This is a genomic window from Glycomyces halotolerans, assembly GCF_054779575.1.
On sequence record NZ_BAAGXZ010000003.1, the window covers coordinates 37,742 to 57,202 of the forward strand.

A 19,461-nucleotide genomic window follows, 5' to 3' on the forward strand; every position below is an offset into this window, starting at 1 on the left:
CCACATGTCCGACACCGCCACGGCCGTTCCCACCCCGGCCACGGAGACCCCAGCACCACCCGAGAAGGCGCCGATCACCCGACTGTGGTCGTACGCCCGCCACCACCTGCGCCTGCTGCTCATCGGCGGCGCGCTCTCGTTCGCCGGCGGCATCACCGGGCTCATCCAGCCGCTCATCGCGATGGACGTCATCGACGCGCTCGCGAACGACACCTCCCTGCGTGACCCGCTGCTGCTCCTGGCGGGCGTGGTCGTCGTCGGCGGCGTCCTGACCGCCCTGGGCCCCTATCTGATGCAGATCGCCGGCCAGGACGTCGTCCTGAGCGTGCGCAAGCGGCTCATCGGCCGGCTGGTGCGCCTCCAGGTCGCCGAAGTCGACCGGCTGCGCCCCGGCGACCTGGTCTCCCGGCTCACCTCCGACACCAACCTCCTGCGCACCGTCGCCAGCACGACCGTGATCGGCGGCGTCACCGACTCGTTCATGATCCTCGGCGGCATCGCCCTCATGGCCTGGCTCGACCTGGTCCTGTTCGGCACCACGATGGCGATGGTCGTCCTGGTGACGATCACGATGATGGTGATCATGCCGCGCATCCAGAACGCCACGGTCGACTCGCAGCAGGCCCTGGGGGAAATGGGATCGCTCCTGGAGCGGATCTTCAGCGCCTTCCGCACCGTCAAGGCCTCCAGCGCCGAGGAGCACGAGATCGGCCGCCTCGACCAGGCCGCGCAGACCGCCCGCGACAAAGGCGTCACCGCCTCCCTGTGGGAAGGTCTCGCCGGCGTCGCCGCCTGGCTGCCGATCAACATCGCCTTCCTCATGGTGCTCGGCGTCGGCGGGGCCCGCGTCGCCTCCGGAGCGATGGACGTCGGCACCCTGATCGGCTTCCTGCTGCTGCTCTTCTACCTCATGGGGCCCGTCAACGGCCTGGTCGCCTCGCTCTCGCAGCTGCAGACGGGCCTGGCGGCGGTGAAACGCGTCGAGGACGTGGCGGGTCTCGACGCCGAGGAGCCGGCGAACGGCTCCCGCGCCGAGAACCGCCGCGGCCCGGCCCGCGTCTCGTTCGAGAACGTCACCTTCCGCTACGGCGACGACGGCCCGCTGGTCCACCACGGCGTCACCTTCGAATCCAGCGGCAAGGGCCTGACCGCGCTCGTCGGTCCCTCCGGCGCCGGCAAGACCACCGTGTTCTCCCTGATAGAGCGGTTCTATCCGGTCACGAGCGGCTCGGTGAAGGTCGACGGGCGCGAGGTGACCTCCTGGTCCCTGGCCGAACTGCGCGGCATGATCGGCTACGTCGAACAGGACGCGCCGGTCCTCCACGGCACACTCCGAGAAAACCTCACCATGGCCGCTCCCGACGCGACCGACGCCGACATCGAAGACGTGCTCAAACGCGCCAGGCTCACCGAACTGGTCGGACGGCTGCCCGACGGACTGGACTCGGCGATCGGCTACCGCGGCACGACCCTCTCCGGCGGCGAGCGCCAGCGCGTGGCCATCGCGCGGGCCCTGCTGCGCAAGCCGCGCCTGCTGCTGCTCGACGAGGCCACCTCCCAGCTCGACGCGACCAACGAGGCGGCGCTGAAGCAGGTGATGCTCGACGCCGCCGAGGAGACGAACGTGCTGGTCGTGGCCCACCGCCTGTCCACGGTGACCAGTGCCGATCAGATCGTGGTGATGGACGCCGGCAAGGTCCGCGCGGTCGGATCCCACGCCGAGCTGGTCGACCGGGACGAGCTCTACCGAGACCTGGCCGCCCAGCAGCTCCTGACCGCCGCCGAGTAAGGGCCGCAACGATAATCGAGCCGCCGTGCCGCGGGGCGCGGCGGCTCGTCGCGTCCGTCGCCCGCACGTCCCGGACCTCCTTCGAGGTGATTTCGGGCACTGTTCAGGCGGCGTTCACAGCCGGGAAGGGTCCTCGACGGGCGGGGCCGATTGACTGAAGTTCCCCGACCCCGAGACCATGGAAGAGAGGGAGACCGCATGTCCCGCAAGGGCTTCCTGCGCGGCCTCGCCACGATCGCCGCCGCCGGCGCCGCGATCGCCTTCGCCGCCGACCCGGCCGCCGCCGAACCCGACCACCGTTCCGACGCCGACCCGATCATCATCGCCCACCGCGGCGCCAGCGGCCACCTCCCCGAGCACACGCTCGAGGCCTACGCGCTGGCGGTCGACATGGGCGCCGACGTCATCGAGCCCGACCTGGTGCTCACCGCCGACGGCGAACTGCTGGCCCGCCACGAGCCGATGCTGGGCGGCACCACCGACGTCGAGGACCACCCCGAGTTCGCCGACCGCAAGACCACCAAGGACGTCGAGGGCCGCCTGGTCACCGACTGGTTCGCCGAGGACTTCACCGTCGCCGAGCTCAAGACGCTGCGCGCCGAGGAGCGGCTGCCCGATCTGCGGCCGAAGAGCGCGCGGTGGGACGGACGGTTCCAGCTGGTGACCTACGACGAGATCCTCGACTACGTCGAAGGGCTCGACCGCGAGGTCGTCACCTACCCGGAGATGAAGCACCCGGCCTACTACGAGCCGATGGGCCTGAGCATCGAGGCCGCGCTCGCCGAGACCCTCGCCGAACGGGGCCTCGACCGGGCCGACTCGCCGGTGTGGGTCCAGTCGTTCGACTACGCGAGCCTGATCGAGATCGACACCATGATCGACAACCCGATCGGCCTGAACATCGGCGGTTCGGGACCGATCTCGGACGCCGACCTCGACCGGTACGCCGCGACGTTGGACACGATCAGCCTCTCCAAGGACCGCATCATTCCCCGAGACGCCGACGGCTTCCTGCTCGAGCCGACCGATGTGGTCGACCGGGCCCACGAGCGGGGCCTGCAGGTCCACGTCTGGACCCTGCGCACCGAGAACACGTTCCTGCCGGCCGACTTCCGCAAGGGCTCCAAGCCCGGCAAGTGGGGCGACTACAAGGCCGAGTTCGCGTTGATCTACTCGCTGGGAGTCGACGCGGTCTTCAGCGACTTCCCCGACAAGGCGATCTGGGTTCGAGACAAGCGATAGAGCCCTGCCCCGGGACTCGACACAGCGCCGAGGGGCCGCCCCAGCCGCCGGGGGCGGCCCCTCGGCACGCCCGGGCGCCGGGGATCACTCGGCGAAGTCGACGTACTCGGTGACGCTGACGATCGTGTCGGTCGGCGTGGCGATCCCGGCGATCTTCGCGCCGGGCACCTCCACCGGCGGGCCGGGTACCGAGCCTCCCAGCTCGGTGGCTTTGGCGCACAGCGCTTCGACGTCCTCGACCCGCACCATCGCGTACCACTGCGCCGGTTCGTCGTCGCCCTCGTCGAGGGCGTGGCAGCCGCCGAATTCGCCTTCGCCCTCGGCGGTGCGCACGGCCGCATAGGGTCGGGGGTTGTCCGGTGACTCCCACGGCGGCACCGTGACCTCCCAACCCAGCAGGTCGGCGTAGAACCGCATGGCCTCGGACGGGACGCCGTCGACACCGTATTCGGCCCAGGAGACGGCGCCGACCTCGCCGAACGCCTCGAAGGCGGCCGCGGCGTCGACCGGCTCGACCAGGCCGAAGGCGGCGCCGTTGGGATCGAGGATCATCGAGAAGCGGAGCTGGTCGGAGAAGTCGGTGGGCTCCATGGCCACCTTGCCGCCCAGCCGGGCCGCTTCGGCGGTGGCCTCGGCGCAGTTCCCGATGCGGAAGTGGAGGTTCCAGGTGCGGCTGGCCGCCTCGCCGGGCGGAGCCGGGGCCACGCCCATCACGGCCCGGCCGTCCTTGAAGAAGGTGTGGTAGTGGTAGCCGTCCTCGCCGGAGTCGGCCGCGGTCCAGCCGAACAGCCGCCGGTAGAACGCGGCGTCGGTCGCGATGTCGGCCGACAGGGAGTCGGCCCAGGTGGGAGCACCGATGGGTACGGGTGTCGGCATGGTGGCCGCTCCTTCGCGGGTGAGCATGTGCGGACAAGCTCACGTTGGCACGAGGCCCCGATGTTCGCAGCGGTTCGGCCGATTCGCGTCCGCCGGCCGCGCCGGTTCGGTGCCGTGGCCGCGAACCGGCGCGGGTCGAGTCAGCGCTGCCGCTCTTGCAGGAGGTCGCGGATCTGCTCCAGGAGCACGATCTGCTCCTCGCGTTCGGCGTGTGCCTCCTCCTGGGCGGTCACGAACCGTTCGCGGAGCCGGTTGAAGGGCACCACGATCACGAAGTACACGGCCACCGCGGTGAAGAAGAAGACCAGGAGCCCGTTGACGAACGTGCCGTACGGGAACTCGACGTCGTTGACGGTGAAGCTGCCGCCGGTCTCCGCGCCGCCGGTGACCAGGGTGATCAGGGGATTGAGGAACGCCTCGCCGAACGAGCCGACCAGTGCGGTCATCGCCGCGCCCATGACCACGGCCACGGCCAGCTCGACGACGTTGCCGCGCATCAGGAAGTCTTTGAAACCTTGGATCATGGCCAAGAGTCTGGCACCGGACGCGCCCGGCGCGCCCGTCGCGGGTGCGCTACCGGGATGTTTTCATCCTCCAGGGTGAGTAGCGCGCGCGAGAGGGCGCCTGCGGGGGTCTACCGGCGCTGCTTCGGCGGGGCGGTCGTCTCCCTGATGACCAGCTCGGGCGCCTGCCAGATCGGCCGCGGCCGGGGGATGGAGCTGTCGAGGCGGTGGCGCAGGAGCTCGAAGGCGCCGCGGCCGACGTTCTCGAAGTCCTGGTTGACGGTGGTCAGCGCGGGCGTGGTGTAGGCGGTGAACGGCGAGTTGTCGAAGCCGATGATGCTGAGGTCGCCGGGCACGTCGCGGCCGAGCAGGTGGGCGGCGCGCAGCGCCGCCAGCGCCAGGTCGTCGTTGCCGCAGAGGATGGCGGTGACCGAGTCGTCGTTGACCAGGGGCTGGACGGCTTGGAACGCCTCGGGGACGGTCCAGCCGGAGTGGACCATGTGCGGCACCGGCCTGCCCGCGTCGCGGAGGGCCTCGGCCCAGCCTTCGGCGCGGTGGGACTTGCGGTCGGCCTCGGTGCCCAGCGCGGTCGGGATCGCGACGTGGTGGACGGTGTGGTGGCCCAGGTCGAGCAGGTAGCGGGTGGCCTCGGCCGCGATGGCGCCGTCGTCGAGGCCGATGAGCCACGGCTCGTCGTTCTCCTTGCCGGTGTACTCGCCGATGGCGACCATGGCCTGCGGCTGGGCGGCCAGGAGCGTGCGGCGGGCGCGCATGCCGGCCTCGTCGTGGGCGACGATGATGGTCGGTTCGCCCGCCCGCGGCAGGCGGGCGACGATGCTGGCGTCCGAGTGGGTCTCCTCGGGGTCCAGCACCGAGATCGACACCGACCAGCCCGCGGCTCGGGCGGCCTTCTCGATGCCTCGCAGCGAGGCCTCCGATCCGTACAGGGAGGTGTCGGCGGTGAGGACGGTGACCGACTGCGCCGCGCCGCCGGCGAGCGTGCGGGCCAGCCTGTTGGGCTGGTAGCCGAGCTCGTCGATGGCGGCCAGGACGCGGTCGCGCGTGGCGGGGGCGACCCGGGGCGAGCTGTTGACCACCCGAGACACGGTCTGGTGCGAGACGCCGGCGAGTTTCGCCACGTCCCAGATGCTGGCTGCCTTCTTCTCAGCGGTCATTGCGGTCGGTCACCTTCTATTCAGCGGTTGTGGTCGCCATCCGGCGTCGGACCCGGTCGCCGAGGCCGACCGGCGCCCGAGGTCGCCGGCCGGTCGCGTCGCGCCCGGCCGGTGCGTTCCGGCGGGCGCGCCGGAACGCGGCACGGGCGGGTCGGGTCCGAGTGCTTGATGCAAGGGTAGATCGGTTCGGGCCACTCGCACGGGACAGTGCCGCCCGAGACCGGACCGCCTGGGAGCGCGCCGACCGCTCCGCCGACGCCTCGAAGCCGTGGTGAAGCGGTATGCGGCGGCGTTGCGGGATCTGGCACAAAAACCAAAATTATCGATCACATCCGACACCGGTCAAGCACGCCGGGGCGCAATCCGGTAACGACGCGGTCATGAACCGATAAAGCCCGCCGAGGCCGCCGGGCCGTCACGGCAGCCGCTGGAGCCCCACCGTCGACTGCGGTACCGGCCGAAACGGCCCGTGTGAGCCGGAGTTCACACATTCGAAATCTTTCGCGACAACTTCTTAACACGAAGGCTCGGGTCACGAAACACGTCGCAGTGAAGCTGACAGGACTCCGGTAGGTAGGAGAATCACGCGCCGACCGCTTGCCGCCGCCCCCGGGCGACGGCTCGACAGGGCCATGACGGCCCGGGTCGGCGCGTGACACCTATCCCGAGCAGCGTCGCTCCCCTCGAAGCCGGAACCAGACCTGAAGCACGCATTTACCTATCTCTGGAGAGAGGAGGCGGCCATGCCCGAGCTCGATACCGGCAACAACGCCTGGATCCTGATCTCAGCCGCCCTTGTTCTGCTCATGACCCCCGGCCTTGCCCTGTTCTACGGGGGCCTGACCAGGGCCAAGAGCGTCGTCAACATGATGCTCAAGTGCCTGGTGGCCATCGGCACGACCTCGATCGTGTGGGTCCTGGTCGGCGAGTCGATCGCCCTCGGCGACGGCAGCGGCAACCAGCTGTTCAGCATGGACGTCGACTCCGCCTTCGGCCTGCGCTACGTGACCGAACTCGGCGTCGACGACGCCGGCGTCTCCACCGGAGCGATGTCGGCCTTCGGCATGATGTTCGCCATCATCACCGTCGCCCTCATCGCCGGCGCCGTCGCCGACCGCATGAAGTTCTCCTCCTGGGTCGTCTTCTCGGTCGCCTGGGTCGTCCTCGTCTACGCCCCCGTCGCCTACTGGGTGTGGGGCGACGGCTGGATCGGCGAGCTCGGCGTGCTCGACTTCGCCGGCGGCACCGCCGTCCACGCCAACGCCGGCGCCGCGGCGCTCGCCCTCGCGCTGGTCGTCGGACGCCGCGTCGGCTGGAAGGACGGCAACTTCGCGCCGCACAACCTGCCCCTGGTCGTCATCGGCACCGGCCTGCTGTGGTTCGGCTGGTTCGGCTTCAACGCCGGCTCGGCCTTCGTCTCCGACGCGATCGCCGGCATCGCCCTGCTCAACACCCAGGTCGCCACCGCCGCCGCGATTCTCGCCTGGCTCGTCGTCGACCGCATCCGCGGCATCAAGCCGTCGGTGCTGGGCGCCTGCTCCGGCGTCATCGCCGGCCTGGTCGCCATCACCCCGGCCGCCGGCCTGGTCACGCCGCTCGGCGCGATCGCGCTCGGCGCCGTCGCCGGCGTCATCTGCCCGCTGGCCATCGGCCTGAAGCACAAGCTCGGCTACGACGACTCGCTCGACGTGGTCGGCCTGCACATGGTCGCCGGCATCTGGGGCTCGATCTCGGTCGGCCTGTTCGCCTACGGCGACATCACCGACGGCACCAGCGGCGTCTTCTACGGCGGCGACTTCGGCTTCCTGGCCAACCAGACCCTCGCGGTCCTGGCCGTGGTCGCCTACTCGTTCGTCGTGGCCCTCGTCATCGGCCTGATCCTCAAGGTCACCATGGGCGTCCGGATCAGCCAGGACGAGGAACTGGCCGGCATCGACGCCGCCCAGCACGGCGAGGCCGGCTACGACCTGCCGGTCAACGGCGAGGCCGTGCCCACGGCCCCGACCTCCTCGGCCGACGCGCCCGAGACGGTCAAGGCCTGACACACGCCCGAGGCGCGCCCATCGCCTTACCCTGGGACGGCCGCCCGGCCGCGAGGCTGGGCGGCCGTCTCTTTTCGCCTCCCGGGTCCAGGCCGTTAAGCTCGTAGGGATACCTTCACTGACCACCGAGAGGTTCACACGTGTTCGACGCCTTGTCAGACCGTCTGTCGGGAATCTTCGAGTCCCTTCGCGGCAAGAGCCGCCTGACCGAAGCCGACATCGACGCCACCGCCCGCGAGATCCGCTTGGCGCTGCTCGAGGCCGACGTAGCCCTTCCCGTGGTCCGCTCCTTCATCGCCGAGGTCAAGGAGCGCTGCAAAGGCGCCGAGGTCTCCAAGGCCCTCAACCCCGCGCAGCAGATCGTCAAGATCGTCAACGAGGAGCTCGTGGCGATCCTGGGCGGCGAGACCCGCCGCCTCAACTACGCCAAGCAGCCGCCGACGGTCATCATGCTCGCCGGCCTCCAGGGCGCCGGCAAGACCACCCTGGCCGGCAAACTCGCCAAGTGGCTCAAGGGCGACGGCCACGAGCCGATGCTCGTCGCCGCCGACCTCCAACGACCCAACGCCGTCGAGCAGCTGCGCATCCTCGGCGAGCGCGCCGGGGTCAGCGTGTACGCCCCCGAGCCCGGCTCCGGCGTCGGCGACCCGGTCAAGGTCGCCACCGACTCCATCGACGAGGCCAAGCGGGCCGGCCGCGACATCGTCATCATCGACACCGCCGGCCGCCTCGGCATCGACGAGGAGATGATGGCGCAGGCCCGCCACATCCGCGACGCCACCAACCCCGACGAAGTCGTCTTCGTCATCGACGCGATGGTCGGCCAGGACGCGGTCAACACCGCCGAGGCCTTCCGCGACGGCGTCGGCATCACCGGCGTGGTCCTCTCCAAACTCGACGGCGACTCCCGCGGCGGCGCCGCGCTCTCGGTCCGCCAGGTCACCGGCCAACCCATCCTCTTCGCCTCCACCGGCGAGAAGCTCGAGGACTTCGACGTCTTCCACCCCGACCGGATGGCCTCGCGCATCCTCGGCATGGGCGACATGCTCACCCTCATCGAACAGGCCGAGGCCGCGTTCGAGACCGAGCAGAAAGAGGAGATGACCCAGAAGATCCTCGAAGGCGAGGACTTCACCCTCGAGGACTTCCTCGAGCAGATGCAGGCCATCCGCAAGATGGGGCCCATCGGCAACATCCTCAAGATGATGCCCGGCATGGGCCAGATGAAGGACCAGATCGAGTCCATCGACGACAAGCAGATCGACCGGACCACCGCCATCATCCGCTCGATGACCCCCGAGGAGCGCCGCAACTCCAAGGTCATCAACGGCTCGCGGCGCCTGCGCATCGCCAACGGCTCGGGAGTGACCGTCTCCGAGGTCAACCAACTGCTCACCCGGTTCAAGGACGCCCAGAAGATGATGCGCCAGATGACCGGCGCCATGGGCGTGGGCGGCGGCAAGGCCACCAAGTCGAACAAGGTCAAGCGCAAAGGCAAGAAGGGCAAGAAGAAGGTCGTGCGCCGCGGCGGCCCCGGCCGCGCCCAGGGCGCGCCGCAGCTGCCCGGCGGCATGCCCGGCGGTCAGATGCCCGACCTCTCCCAGCTCAACCAAGAGGACCTGCCCGACGTCGACATCGAACAGTTCCTGAAGCAGCAGAAGAAGCAACGCTGACCGATCATGGGGCCCCTGCACCTGAGGGCGGTCTGGCTGCCCGATGACACCGTGCGCGACCTGTACGTCGACGGCGACCGCATCACCTTCGAACCGGTCCCCGGAGCGATGACCGTCGCCGAGTCCGGCTACGCCCTGCCCGGCCTCGTCGACGCCCACTGCCACATCGGCATCAGGCGCGGCGCCTCGCCCATCACCTCGGTCGACGAGGCCCGCTCACTCGCCCGCACCGACCGCGACACCGGCGTCCTCGCCATCCGCGACGCCGGATCGCCCTACCCCTACCCCGAACTGGTCGGCGAAGACGGCATGCCGCGCCTCATCCGCGCCGGACAGCACGTGGCCGCCTCCAAGCGCTACCTGCGCGGCATCGGACTCGAATGCGAACCCGGCGAGGCCGTGGCCGCGCTGGCCCGCCAGGCGAAGCTCGGAGACGGCTGGGTGAAGCTCGTCGGCGACTGGATCGACCGCTCCCGAGGCGACCTGGCGCCCAGTTTCGAACCCGAGATCCTCACCGCCGCCATCGCGGCCGCCCACGCCGAAGGCGCCAAGGTCGCCGTCCACACCTTCTCCGAGGAGGCCGTGGCCTGCGTCGTCGAGGCCGGGGCCGACTCCGTCGAGCACGGCACCGGGCTCGCCCCGGACCTGCTCGACCGCATGGCCGCTCAGGGCACCGCGCTGGTGCCGACCATGATCAACATCGAGACCTTCGACGACATCGCCTCGAGCGCCGACTCCAAGTTCCCGGTCTACGCCGACCACATGCGCCGCCTCAAGGCCGGCTTCGCCGACGTGGTCCGGGCGGCCTGGGAAGCGGGCGTGGCGGTCTACCTCGGCACCGACGCCGGCGGCGGCATCGACCACGGGCTGGCCGCCGCCGAGATGGAACTCCTCAACACGCGGGCCGGAATCCCGGCCGCCGATGTCGTGGCCGCCTCCTCCTGGAAGGCCCGCGAATGGCTCGGCCTCCCGGCCGATCTCGGCGACGTCGTCGTCTACGAGCGCGACCCGCGGGTCGACCTCGCGGCCGTCCGGGACCCGGCCCTGATCATCCTGCGCGGCCGGGTGCTCCGCCCCTGAACCAGGGGTCGGCGAAACACGGCCGGCGTGTTTGAGTGAGCAGCCCTCGCAACTTCGATGTTGCGGGGGTTGGATATGGTGAACTCCTGTGTCGATCCCGCCCCAGCAGAGAGTGTTGAAGCGATGTCATATCCTCCGCCTCCGGAGCAGCCCGGCCAGGGTGGTTTCCAGTACGACCCGTACGGCGGCCAGCCCGGTTCCCAGCCCCCGAGCCCGCAGGGCGGAGGCTACAGCCCGCAGCCCCCGCCGCAGCAGCCCGGATACGGGCCACCGCAGCAGCCCGCTTACGGGCAGCCGCAGCAGCCGTACGGGCAGCCCGGCATGCAGCCGCAGATGCCCCCGCAGTACGGCGGCATGCCCGCGCCGCAGCCGAAGAACGGTCTCGGCACCGCCGGCATGGTCGTCGGCATCATCGGGATCGTGCTCGCCTGGTGCGGCATCGTCGGCATCGTCCTGGCGGTCCTGGCGGTGAGCTTCGGCGGCGTCGGCGTCGCCCGCGCCAACCGCGGGGAGGCGACCAACAAGGGCATGGCCCTCACCGGCGTGATCCTCGGCGCCATCACCCTGGCTCTGGCGATCCTCGCCTGGATCTGGTGGGGGGCCGTCGGACTGACCGCCTCGAGCACGACCATGTGATCAGACGTACATCAGCGGCGCAGGCCTGGGCAGGTCTGCGCCGCTGTCGTGTCTCACATGGTCACCAGACAGAAGGGGTGGCCGACCGGGTCGGCGTACACGCGGAAGGTCTCGCCGCCGCCTTCGAGGCGGCGCGCGCCCAGTTCCAGGACCTGCCGCTCGCCCTCGTCGAGGTCGTCGACCTTGACGTCGAAATGCATCTGCTGCGGCACCGACGGATTCGGCCAGGTCGGCGGGGTGAACACCTCGGCGAGCTGGAAGGCGATGCCGGGCCGGTCGGGCGCGTCGCCGATCACGACCCAGTCGCCGTCGTCCTGGACCTCGGTCATGCCGAGCATTTCGCGGTAGAAAGCGGAGAGTTCCTTGGGATTCGGGCAGTCGATGATGAGCCCGTGCCATGTTCCGATCATCTCCGAAGTGTCGCAGAACACTCCGACACTCGCGGACGGTCAGCGGATTCGACTCAGGTGACGTCCTCGAAGCCGGCGGCGCGTTCGGCGCCGGCCGGGCGCGCCTCCTCTTCCTTCGGGGCCGCCTCGCCGGTCACGGCCTTCGAGGGCGCCTTCCTGGTGCGCTGGCCGTTGACCGAGCGCCGGGCCTCGTCGAGGCCCCTGGTGGTCGTCTCCAGCTCTTCCTTGAGGGGCTTGGTGGTGTCCTCGAGGTCCTTCATCGTGGACTTGAGCGGGTTGGTGAGCATCTCCTGGTCCTCTTCGCTCAGGACGTGCTTGCGCACGAACGTCCTGGGGTTCAGGTCCTCGGGCTTGACGTCGATGCCGGTCTCGCGGCTCAGATCGGCGGCGGCGTTCGACGCCATGTTGCGGGCCTTGGCGATGAAGTTGCGGACGTTCGCCAGCGCCTGGGGGATCTTGTCGGGCCCCCACAGGAAGATGGCGAGGAGGATCAGGACCAGGAAGCCCGTCCCGCCGATGTTTCCGAACACGTCCACCTCTCAGGAACTGAAGATTCTCTGCCAAGAGTATTCGCTTGCCTGATCGGATGGCAAGGCGGCCCGTCAGTCGCCGGAGGCGGCGAGGGTCACCTGTGCGCTGGACTCCTCGCCGTCGCGTTCGTACACGACGGTCACGGTGTCGCCGGGGGCCAGCTTGCGGACCAGGGCGACCAGTTCGGTGTTGTCGGTGACGGTCTTGCCGTTGAAGCTGATGAGCACGTCGCCGTCCTGGAGTCCGGCCTTCTCGGCGGGCGATCCGGGGACGATCCGCTCGAGGGTGACGCCGACGCCCAGCTCGGAGTCGCCGAGTTCGGCGCCGATGACCGTCTGGGAGGCCGTTCCGGTGGCGATGAGCTCGTCGGCGATGCGTTTGGCCTGGTTGATGGGGATGGCGAAGCCGATGCCGATGCTGCCGGCCTCGGCGCTGTCGGCGGCGGTGGAGGCGATCGCGGTGTTGATGCCGATGACCTGGCCGCCGATGTCGGTCAGCGGTCCGCCGGAGTTGCCGGGGTTGATGGCCGCGTCGGTCTGGATGGCGGCCATGACCGATTCGACCTCGCCGCTGGAGTTCTGGGTGAGCACGGGCCGGTCGATCGCCGAGACGATGCCTTCGGTGACCGTCGAGGAGAGGCCGAGCGGGGCGCCGACGGCCAGGACCGGGTCGCCGACGGCGACCAGGTCGGAGTCGGCCAGGACCATGGCGGGGTGGTCCTCGCCCTCCAGGTCGAGCACGGCGACGTCGGAGTCGGGGTCGGAGCCGACGACCTCGGCGGTCGCGAGCTCGCCGTTGCTGAACAGGACCCTGAGCTGCTCGGCCGGTTCGGTGCCGCCGCCGGTGACGACGTGGTGGTTGGTCAACACGTAGCCGTCCTCGCTGACGATGAAGCCCGAGCCGTTGCCGCCGCCGGCGGTCAGGACGGTGACCACCGAGGGCATGAGGCCTTCGACGACGCCGGCGACCGAGTCGGGGTCGCGGTCGGTCCGCGGCTCGGCGCCGGTGATGGTGCCGCCGAGGACGTCGGCGCGGGTGGCCCAGATGCCGATGGCCGAGCCGAGGGTGCCGGCGATGAGCGCGACGATCGCGGACACGGCGATGACGACGCCCAGGCCGGTGCGGGCGGCGGTCTCCCGGTGCGGCGGGAGCGGCTCGATCGGGGGAGCGGCGGGGGCCGGCCGCGTCTCGATGACCGCGTGGCTGTAGGGGTCGCGCCAGGGGTCGGATTCGGCTTCGGGGTGCCACCAGGCCGAGTGCTGCCGCGCGGTGTTGACCGCCTCCGACTCGTGCCGGGGCGGTTGGGCGCCAGGCGTGGAACGGGGTCGGTCGGTGCCGTAGCTCATTTCTCGATTGTCGCCCACGCGCGCAAGAATGGCACACCGATCCGAGAGAGGATCGGGTCGGTCCCGGAACGGTTGCTCGCCTCAGACGTGCATCTGAGGCGAGCGTTCTCTGTCTGGTCCGGCGTGGGGTATCCGCCGTTGGGGGTGGCTTCGCTGAGGTGCTACTCCAGGGCTCCTTGGAGCTCCTTGTGAAGCGTCTCGGCTTCCTCCGGAGTCATTTCGACCACCAGACGACCGCCGCCTTCTAGCGGCACTCGCATAATGACGCCGCGGCCCTCCTGCGTGACTTCAAGCGGACCATCACCCGTCCGCGGCTTCATGGCCGCCATATTCGTCTCCCCTCGATCCAAGGTCGCAGGTTGCGACTCGACGTTTCTAGATCAAGTTTCCCCGATGACGTGCGGCAGAGCCAACTCGCCCCTCCGCTTATGTGACAAAGTTGCTGCGAAATACGCCTATGGGCGACATATGGGGCAAACGGAATCGTCCCTGGCAGTGGGCCTTACTCCTCGGGATCCTGTTCGTGTTCGACGCCGAGCAGAAAGGCGGTTCCCTCGATCTCGCGCCCGTACGGCGCGACGAAGGTCGGCAGCTCGGTCGGCCCCAGGGAGCGCACGTACGACCAGAAGTGGCGCACCGCCTCGGCCCGGTCGGCGGCCTCCACCGGGATCGAGAGGCTCACCAGCCAGTCGCTGCGCCGCTCGGGATCGGGCAGCGCGCGCACCAGCGCCTCCCAGGCGTGCGGTTCAAGCTCGGTCCACCCCTCCGCGGCGTCGACCATGCCGTGGAACTTCTCCAGGCGGCGCCGGTAGGCCACCGCGCCGTCGCGGACCTCGCCGAGCGCGTAGACGCCGTCGGGGCCGGCCAGGGCCGCTTCGTCGCCGTCCCGGGCTCCCGCCGGCAGGCCTGCGGCGGGCTCGACGGAGTCGACCTCGTAGGCCTGTTGCTCAGTGAAATCGGCTTCATTCAGCACCAGCAGCCAGTAACGCATGCGCCTATCCCACCACGTCACTCCGCGGTGGAACGGGCTGCCTCCAGCTCGGCTATGCGTTCGTCACGTCGGCCGATCTCCCAGGCAAGGCGCCGCAGCGCCGCGTCGACCTGCTCGGTGCGGTAGCCGCGCGGACCGGTGTCGAAGCGCAGTGCGCCGACGTCGGACTCCTCGACCGGCCCGTCGGCGGGCAGCCCGATGGGCTCGTCCTCGGTCGAGTCGTCCCGCAGCGTGCTGTCTCCGGTGGCCCACACGACGATCGAGAAGGCGATCCACACTCCGACGGCCGCGACGACGACCGGCAGCGCCACGTCCGTGAGTTCCGATACCAACCGGCCCACTGCATCCTCCTCAGTGACTATGCGATGAACGCGAGATAGGCGAACAGCGCCATTGTGACGACCGCCAAAGTCACGCCGAGACGCGGGTTGTGGGGAACGACCGGCTTGATCGCCCTGCCGGCCCGGTCGACCATCGGCATGCGCGGCTTGTTGGCGACTCCTACCAGGACATACCCGACGAGCGTGGCGAGCACCGGGGCGATGAACGCGACCCACCAGATCGAGTCGCCGCCTCCGGTGGCGTTCAGCCAGATCAGCTGACCCGCCAAGCACACTGCCATGGCGCCGCCGTAGATGATCAGCTCGCGGACGATGTGGTGGACCCGCGGCAGGAACGTCGGCCGCTGCGCCGAGCGCATCGCGTCCCGGCGCGCGTCGGCCGCCTCGCGCAGGCGCACCCGGGCGTCCTTGACGACGGTCGCGAAGTCGTCCCCTTCGACCGGTTCGGGCGCGAGGTCCGGCACCTGGCGACGCAGCGCCGCGCAGCCTTCCGCCAGCGAGGCGACCTCCTCGTCGAGGGCGCTTCGGAGCTCCTCGAGCGACCGTCGGCCCCGCTCGAGCCGCTGGACGGCCCGCTCGGAACTGGCCGAGGTGTCGGCGTCGAGCCGTTCGAGCCGGTGGACCAGGTCGTTGTAGGCGCTCAATCCGCTCACCGAGGACCCTCCGTTCGCGACTGCCGCATCGGTCCGGACTCGTCGAGCCGCCCGGGCCGCACGTACGGGACCGCCAGCGTCTGCGAACCGGCGTGGCGGTCGATGACGAGGCAGCGGTTGGTCCGCGCCTCCCAGCCGTTGTTGGCGTCCCCGGTGACCGCGCCCAGGTCGGAGGCGGCGATGTTGAGCGCCACCACGCCCGAGCAGTGCTCGCGGCCGGAGGTGCCGCCGATGTCGTCGAGGAAGCGCCGCGCGCCGCGCCACCAGCCGATGAGGTGGACGCCCTCGGCGGGCCCGTGCATGAGCAGGCGCCGCAGCGCCATGGGCTTGCCGTCGGCCCCGTCGGCGCCGAACCACACCAGGTAGGTCGGCACGTCGCGTTCGGCGGCCACGATCTCGCCGGGGGCCAGGCGGCGGCACCGGTGCCCGTCGGTCTCCAAGGCGGCGATCGCGCCGTCGGCCACATCTTCGGCTCCGACGGCGGTGGCGGCGAACTGGAACTCGACCGATCCCGGCTCATGCTGCCTGCCGAGCGACACGGCCGCGGCGGCGAGGACGTCGGCGGCCACCGGCGAGGTCCCGAGCACCGCCAGGTGGCGGCCCGGGCTCCGGTCGAAGTGGTAGCCGACGGTGGAGACGTCCACGTCGACCGCCCGGCCCAGCAGCGCCCGCGGCGCCGGGTTCGGCCTCAGGGCCGCGTAGGACGGGTCGTCGGTGAGGTGCTGCTCGTCGAAGCCGCGGAAGACCACCGGCGCGGCGTCGGACTCGCGCCGCTCCCACAGGTTCCGCCGCAGGCCCGCCAGGAGGTCCTCGGCCGCCGAGGAGTCGGGGAACGCGCAGGTGCGGTTGCGGCCGCGCGCGCCGCCGGAGTCGTTGACCACGGCCTGCCCCACCGAGATCGTCGCCGCGGCGTCGTTGCCGTCCTCGAGCAGGTGCTTGGAGCCGGGAAGCGCCACCCGCAGCGGGAACTGCCCGAAGATCGAGTCCTTCTTGGCGTACAGCGCCTCGATGCCCGAGATGGTCTGCGAGGCCAGTACCAGGTGGACGCCGTAGGAGCGGCCCTTGCGGGCGAGCTCCTCGAGGTGCGCGACCGCCTCGCGGGCGAGGCGGTCGTTGCCGGAGAACAGGACATGGAACTCGTCGACCACGGCCACGATGCGCGGCAGGCGCGCCTCGGGGCGCAGCTCGCGCAGCCGCGCCAGCCGGGTCGCCCCGGCGCGCTTCATGAGTCCAGCGCGGCGCGACAGCTCCGAGCGCAGCGCCTCGAGCACGGCGACCCCGTACTCGCGGTCGGACTCGACGCCGACGGCGCGGACGTGCGGGATCCACGACTCGTCGACGGCGCTGGGCGTGAACTCGGTGAACGAGACGCCCTCCTTGAAGTCCAGGAGGTACAGCTCGAGCTCGTCGGGGGAGTAGCGGGTGGCCAGGCCGTAGAGGACGTCGAGCAGGAACACGGTCTTCCCGGCGCCGGTGCGCCCGCCGATGAGCCAGTGCGGGGTCGCGTCGTCGAAGGAGACGGTGACGTCGCCGCCGGGGTCGCGGCCGATGACCGTGGTCAGGCCGTCCCGGCTGGACTCGTTCCACAACTCGGCCGGAACCAGATCCGCGACGCTGAGCGTGGCGGACTCGCGACGCTGGTCGGCGCGGGCGTCGAAGACCGCGCGGGTCAGGCTCGGCGACGGCGTCTGGTCGAGCCGGACCGGCAGCGGCAGGCCCCCGACCCTGGCGCCGTCGTCCCCGCAGCGCAGGTGGGTCGCGTGCTCGAGCGCCGGCAGCGTGTCGGCGCCGGGCGGCTTGCGCCAACCGCAGACCACCAGGTGGCAGCGCGCGGCCGGACCGGCGTGGGCGAGCGCGGCGATCCGTTCGCGGACGGCCTTGCCGACCTGCGGCGGAAAACCCGCGATCACGATCAGGTGGTAGGGGCGGTTCGCGATCGACCCGCCGCGCGCCGCGATGTCGCGGATCTCCGACAGCCGCTTCTCGGCCGTGGTCAGCACTCGGCCCAGCGACATGTGGTCGGTGGCGACCGGCTCGGCCAGGCCGGCGTCGATCAGCGGCGCGGCCGGCGAGAAGACCTGTCCGAGCGTGACACCGTCGACCAGGCTCAGCTCCAGCCCCGGGTAGGCCGCCGCCAGGCGAACCAGCAGGCTCTGGAGCATGCCGCCGACGCGAGTGTCGGCCGCATCGGTGTCGACCGCGAGGTGGCCTCCGCCGAGGAGGTCGACCAGCGCCGGGAACGCCGGCTCGCCGTCGAGTTCGGCGGTGCCGATCCGGACGGCGCCGCCACGGGGCTCGTCCAGCCACACTGGAGTGTCACCGGTGACGGTGTGGAGCTCCTCGCCCAGCCACCCGGTCGCGGCCCGGCCCGCGGCCTCGCGCAGACGTTCGGCGAGCTCGCGGCGCCGCCGTGTGGTGTCAGTGGCGGCGAGGTGCGATTCCTCTTCGGCCAGAAGACGTTCGGCGCGATCGGCGGCTCCGGCGACGTGGCGCAGCGCCTGCGCCGCGCGCTCCAATTCGGTCCGCCAACTCAACGCTGCCTCCCTCGAAAAGCCGCCCATGACAGCTTACCGGTCCTTGCTGTGGAAGCACCGTCCTTCAGGGCGGGGATGAAACGCGCCCCACCGGAAGTCCTCGCAGACCTTGCGCATGACGCGCTCGCACTGGTCGAGCACGGCCTCGTCGAAGACACTGCGCTGGTGTCCGGTCGCGAAGGCCAGATGCACATGCATCGCTGGAATCGCATGCCTGCCACGGGGATGCTTGTGATCCGCTCCAATGCCCGTGGACCCGGCATAAGACCAGCACCGCCGGCTACCGCGGGGTCGAAGCAGGAACCAACCGGGAGCCGCAACCTTGCGGGTGGCAGGAAAACCCCGGCCCTCGGGCGGGAGGACGTCAAAAGGGAGTCGATCAGGCGTGGGTGTAGAGACCGAGCGCCAGGTCGGCCAGGAAGTGCGGGTCCGCGGCGCCGCACAGCTCGCGCGCCGAGTGCATCGACAGGATCGGCGCGCCGACGTCGACGGTGAGCATGCCCAGCTGCGTGCCGGAGATCGGGCCGATGGTGGTGCCGCCGGGGATGTCGTTGCGGTTGACGTAGTACTGCCAGGGGACGCCCGCGTGCTCGGCGGCGCGGACGAACATCGCCTGCTCCTCGGCGCCGGTGGCGTACCGCTGGTTCGCGCTCATCTTGATCATCGGGCCGCCGCCGGGGACCGGCTTGTGGCCCGGTTCGTGCTTCTCGGCGTAGTTGGGGTGGACGGCGTTGCCGGTGTCGGCCGACATCATCTCCGAGGCGGCCATGGCGCGGGCGTACGACTCGAAGTCGTCGCCGATGAGCCGGTGCAAGACGCCCTCGAGGAACGGGCCTTGCGCCGCCGAGTAGGTCATCGAGCCGATCTCCTCGTAGTTGAAGGAGACGAACACCGGCACCTGCTCGGTGTCGTCGGCGGCGATGACGGCGGCCAGCCCCGCGTGCGTGCTCAGCAGGTTGTCGAGCCGCCAGGCCGCGAACAGCTCGTCGTCCTTGCCCAGGTACGACGGGCGGTCGCAGGCGGCGGTGAACAGGTCGAATCCCAGCACGTCGCGGGCGTCGACGCCGGCCTCTCCCGCGACGAACTCCAGGAACTCGCCGTCGCGGGGCTCGCCGAGGCCCCAGACCGGCGTCAGCTGCGACTGGGCGTTGAGCTTCTGGCCGTCGTTGGTGGCTCGGTCGAGGTGGATGGCCAGGCGCGGGATGCGCAGCAGCGGTCGGTCCACGTGGACGAGGACCTCGGAGCCGTCGCGCATGGCCAGCCGGCCGGCCACGCCGAGGTCGCGGTCGAGCCAGGTCTGGTGCGGCACGCCGCCGTAGACCTCGACGGCCACCTGCTTCCAGCCGTCCCTGCCGGTGTCCGGGCGCGGCTTGACCTTGAACGTGGGCGAATCGGTGTGCGCGCCGAAGACGCGGAAGCCGCTGGGCTTCTCGCCGCCGGCCCGCCAGGCGATGATCGAGCCGTCGCGGATCACGTAGTAGCCGCCGGGCTCGCGGGGCCATTCGTCGGTCTCGCGCAGCCGCCGGAATCCGGCCTCCTCCAAGCGCGCTCCGGCCACGGCGCAGGCGTGGTACGGCGTGGGGGAGAGGCGGATGAATTCGGCGAGGTCGTCGGTGTGAGACCGGTCGAACCGAGGCAT

The 19,461-nt window shown here is 70.6% G+C and carries 19 protein-coding genes; 6 read left to right on the plus strand and 13 right to left on the minus strand.

Annotation, left to right across the window (positions count from 1 at the left end; genetic code table 11):
- Window positions 1-4 precede the first annotated feature (4 nt).
- On the plus strand, window positions 5-1,789 hold the full coding sequence (locus ACYVL2_RS03635; RefSeq protein ID WP_460540289.1) for an ABC transporter ATP-binding protein: 1,785 nt from the start codon (window positions 5-7) through the stop codon (window positions 1,787-1,789).
- Window positions 1,790-1,987: 198 nt separating this feature from the next.
- Complete coding sequence (locus ACYVL2_RS03640) at window positions 1,988-3,031, plus strand: PI-PLC domain-containing protein (protein WP_460540291.1); 1,044 nt, start codon at window positions 1,988-1,990, stop codon at window positions 3,029-3,031.
- Between the two features lie 84 nt (window positions 3,032-3,115).
- Here the strand turns inward: ACYVL2_RS03640 and ACYVL2_RS03645 are convergent, their stop codons facing one another.
- The 3 genes from ACYVL2_RS03645 to ACYVL2_RS03655 form a co-directional block, all read right to left on the minus strand.
- On the minus strand, window positions 3,116-3,907 hold the full coding sequence (locus ACYVL2_RS03645) for a VOC family protein (RefSeq protein WP_460540292.1): 792 nt from the start codon (window positions 3,905-3,907) through the stop codon (window positions 3,116-3,118).
- Window positions 3,908-4,047: 140 nt separating this feature from the next.
- Window positions 4,048-4,431: a large conductance mechanosensitive channel protein MscL gene (gene mscL, locus ACYVL2_RS03650; RefSeq protein WP_460540294.1), complete on the minus strand. Its 384-nt coding sequence runs from the start codon at window positions 4,429-4,431 to the stop codon at window positions 4,048-4,050.
- Between the two features lie 110 nt (window positions 4,432-4,541).
- Complete coding sequence (locus tag ACYVL2_RS03655; protein ID WP_460540296.1) at window positions 4,542-5,585, minus strand: LacI family DNA-binding transcriptional regulator; 1,044 nt, start codon at window positions 5,583-5,585, stop codon at window positions 4,542-4,544.
- 743 nt (window positions 5,586-6,328) lie between these two features.
- Here ACYVL2_RS03655 and ACYVL2_RS03660 point away from each other — a divergent pair.
- From ACYVL2_RS03660 to ACYVL2_RS03675, 4 genes are all read left to right on the plus strand, one after another.
- A complete protein-coding gene (locus tag ACYVL2_RS03660; RefSeq protein ID WP_460540298.1) occupies window positions 6,329-7,627 on the plus strand; it encodes an ammonium transporter in 1,299 nt (432 codons plus the stop codon).
- Between the two features lie 140 nt (window positions 7,628-7,767).
- The gene (ffh, locus tag ACYVL2_RS03665; protein ID WP_460540300.1) at window positions 7,768-9,300 is read left to right on the plus strand and encodes a signal recognition particle protein; all 1,533 of its coding nucleotides are present in this window, start codon (window positions 7,768-7,770) and stop codon (window positions 9,298-9,300) included.
- Between the two features lie 6 nt (window positions 9,301-9,306).
- Window positions 9,307-10,380, plus strand: a complete 1,074-nt coding sequence (locus ACYVL2_RS03670; RefSeq protein WP_460540302.1) for an amidohydrolase family protein — start codon at window positions 9,307-9,309, stop codon at window positions 10,378-10,380.
- Window positions 10,381-10,503: 123 nt separating this feature from the next.
- On the plus strand, window positions 10,504-11,016 hold the full coding sequence (locus ACYVL2_RS03675) for a DUF4190 domain-containing protein (protein ID WP_460540304.1): 513 nt from the start codon (window positions 10,504-10,506) through the stop codon (window positions 11,014-11,016).
- Window positions 11,017-11,069: 53 nt separating this feature from the next.
- Here ACYVL2_RS03675 and ACYVL2_RS03680 read toward each other — a convergent pair whose 3' ends face one another.
- The 10 genes from ACYVL2_RS03680 to ACYVL2_RS03725 all read right to left on the minus strand — a co-directional run bounded on the left by ACYVL2_RS03680 (window position 11,070) and on the right by ACYVL2_RS03725 (window position 19,461).
- A complete protein-coding gene (locus tag ACYVL2_RS03680; RefSeq protein ID WP_460540306.1) occupies window positions 11,070-11,426 on the minus strand; it encodes a VOC family protein in 357 nt (118 codons plus the stop codon).
- 53 nt (window positions 11,427-11,479) lie between these two features.
- Complete coding sequence (locus ACYVL2_RS03685; protein ID WP_460540308.1) at window positions 11,480-11,962, minus strand: Sec-independent protein translocase family protein; 483 nt, start codon at window positions 11,960-11,962, stop codon at window positions 11,480-11,482.
- Window positions 11,963-12,028: 66 nt separating this feature from the next.
- On the minus strand, window positions 12,029-13,303 hold the full coding sequence (locus ACYVL2_RS03690) for a S1C family serine protease (protein WP_460540310.1): 1,275 nt from the start codon (window positions 13,301-13,303) through the stop codon (window positions 12,029-12,031).
- A 161-nt stretch (window positions 13,304-13,464) separates the two neighbouring features.
- Window positions 13,465-13,632, minus strand: a complete 168-nt coding sequence (locus ACYVL2_RS03695) for a DUF3117 domain-containing protein (protein ID WP_199036980.1) — start codon at window positions 13,630-13,632, stop codon at window positions 13,465-13,467.
- A gap of 173 nt (window positions 13,633-13,805) precedes the next feature.
- Entirely contained in the window at window positions 13,806-14,294 is a 489-nt protein-coding gene (locus ACYVL2_RS03700) for a hypothetical protein (protein WP_460540313.1), read from the minus strand.
- 17 nt (window positions 14,295-14,311) lie between these two features.
- On the minus strand, window positions 14,312-14,635 hold the full coding sequence (locus ACYVL2_RS03705) for a DivIVA domain-containing protein (protein WP_460540314.1): 324 nt from the start codon (window positions 14,633-14,635) through the stop codon (window positions 14,312-14,314).
- 17 nt (window positions 14,636-14,652) lie between these two features.
- Complete coding sequence (locus ACYVL2_RS03710) at window positions 14,653-15,288, minus strand: GtrA domain-containing protein (RefSeq protein ID WP_460540316.1); 636 nt, start codon at window positions 15,286-15,288, stop codon at window positions 14,653-14,655.
- Entirely contained in the window at window positions 15,285-17,822 is a 2,538-nt protein-coding gene (locus tag ACYVL2_RS03715) for an FtsK/SpoIIIE domain-containing protein (protein ID WP_460540318.1), read from the minus strand. Before ACYVL2_RS03715 ends, ACYVL2_RS03710 begins: the two co-directional genes overlap by 4 nt.
- 33 nt (window positions 17,823-17,855) lie before the next feature.
- Window positions 17,856-18,020 (minus strand): hypothetical protein, encoded by a 165-nt coding sequence (locus tag ACYVL2_RS03720; RefSeq protein WP_460540320.1) that lies wholly within the window; start codon window positions 18,018-18,020, stop codon window positions 17,856-17,858.
- Window positions 18,021-18,201: 181 nt separating this feature from the next.
- A complete protein-coding gene (locus tag ACYVL2_RS03725) occupies window positions 18,202-19,461 on the minus strand; it encodes a M18 family aminopeptidase (protein ID WP_460540322.1) in 1,260 nt (419 codons plus the stop codon).

Bases quoted from the DNA above. Each gene is read 5' to 3' on its own strand.
- ACYVL2_RS03725 (WP_460540322.1), bottom strand. From the start codon at position 19,461: ATGCCTCGGTTCGACCGGTCTCACACCGACGACCTCGCCGAATTCATC.
- ACYVL2_RS03680 (WP_460540306.1), bottom strand. From the start codon at position 11,426: ATGATCGGAACATGGCACGGGCTCATCATCGACTGCCCGAATCCCAAG.
- ACYVL2_RS03720 (WP_460540320.1), bottom strand. From the start codon at position 18,020: ATGCATGTGCATCTGGCCTTCGCGACCGGACACCAGCGCAGTGTCTTC.
- ACYVL2_RS03670 (WP_460540302.1), top strand. From the start codon at position 9,307: ATGGGGCCCCTGCACCTGAGGGCGGTCTGGCTGCCCGATGACACCGTG.
- ACYVL2_RS03635 (WP_460540289.1), top strand. From the start codon at position 5: ATGTCCGACACCGCCACGGCCGTTCCCACCCCGGCCACGGAGACCCCA.
- ACYVL2_RS03655 (WP_460540296.1), bottom strand. From the start codon at position 5,585: ATGACCGCTGAGAAGAAGGCAGCCAGCATCTGGGACGTGGCGAAACTC.
- ACYVL2_RS03640 (WP_460540291.1), top strand. From the start codon at position 1,988: ATGTCCCGCAAGGGCTTCCTGCGCGGCCTCGCCACGATCGCCGCCGCC.
- ACYVL2_RS03690 (WP_460540310.1), bottom strand. From the start codon at position 13,303: ATGAGCTACGGCACCGACCGACCCCGTTCCACGCCTGGCGCCCAACCG.
- ACYVL2_RS03645 (WP_460540292.1), bottom strand. From the start codon at position 3,907: ATGCCGACACCCGTACCCATCGGTGCTCCCACCTGGGCCGACTCCCTG.
- mscL (WP_460540294.1), bottom strand. From the start codon at position 4,431: ATGATCCAAGGTTTCAAAGACTTCCTGATGCGCGGCAACGTCGTCGAG.
- ACYVL2_RS03695 (WP_199036980.1), bottom strand. From the start codon at position 13,632: ATGGCGGCCATGAAGCCGCGGACGGGTGATGGTCCGCTTGAAGTCACG.
- ACYVL2_RS03700 (WP_460540313.1), bottom strand. From the start codon at position 14,294: ATGCGTTACTGGCTGCTGGTGCTGAATGAAGCCGATTTCACTGAGCAA.
- ACYVL2_RS03660 (WP_460540298.1), top strand. From the start codon at position 6,329: ATGCCCGAGCTCGATACCGGCAACAACGCCTGGATCCTGATCTCAGCC.
- ACYVL2_RS03675 (WP_460540304.1), top strand. From the start codon at position 10,504: ATGTCATATCCTCCGCCTCCGGAGCAGCCCGGCCAGGGTGGTTTCCAG.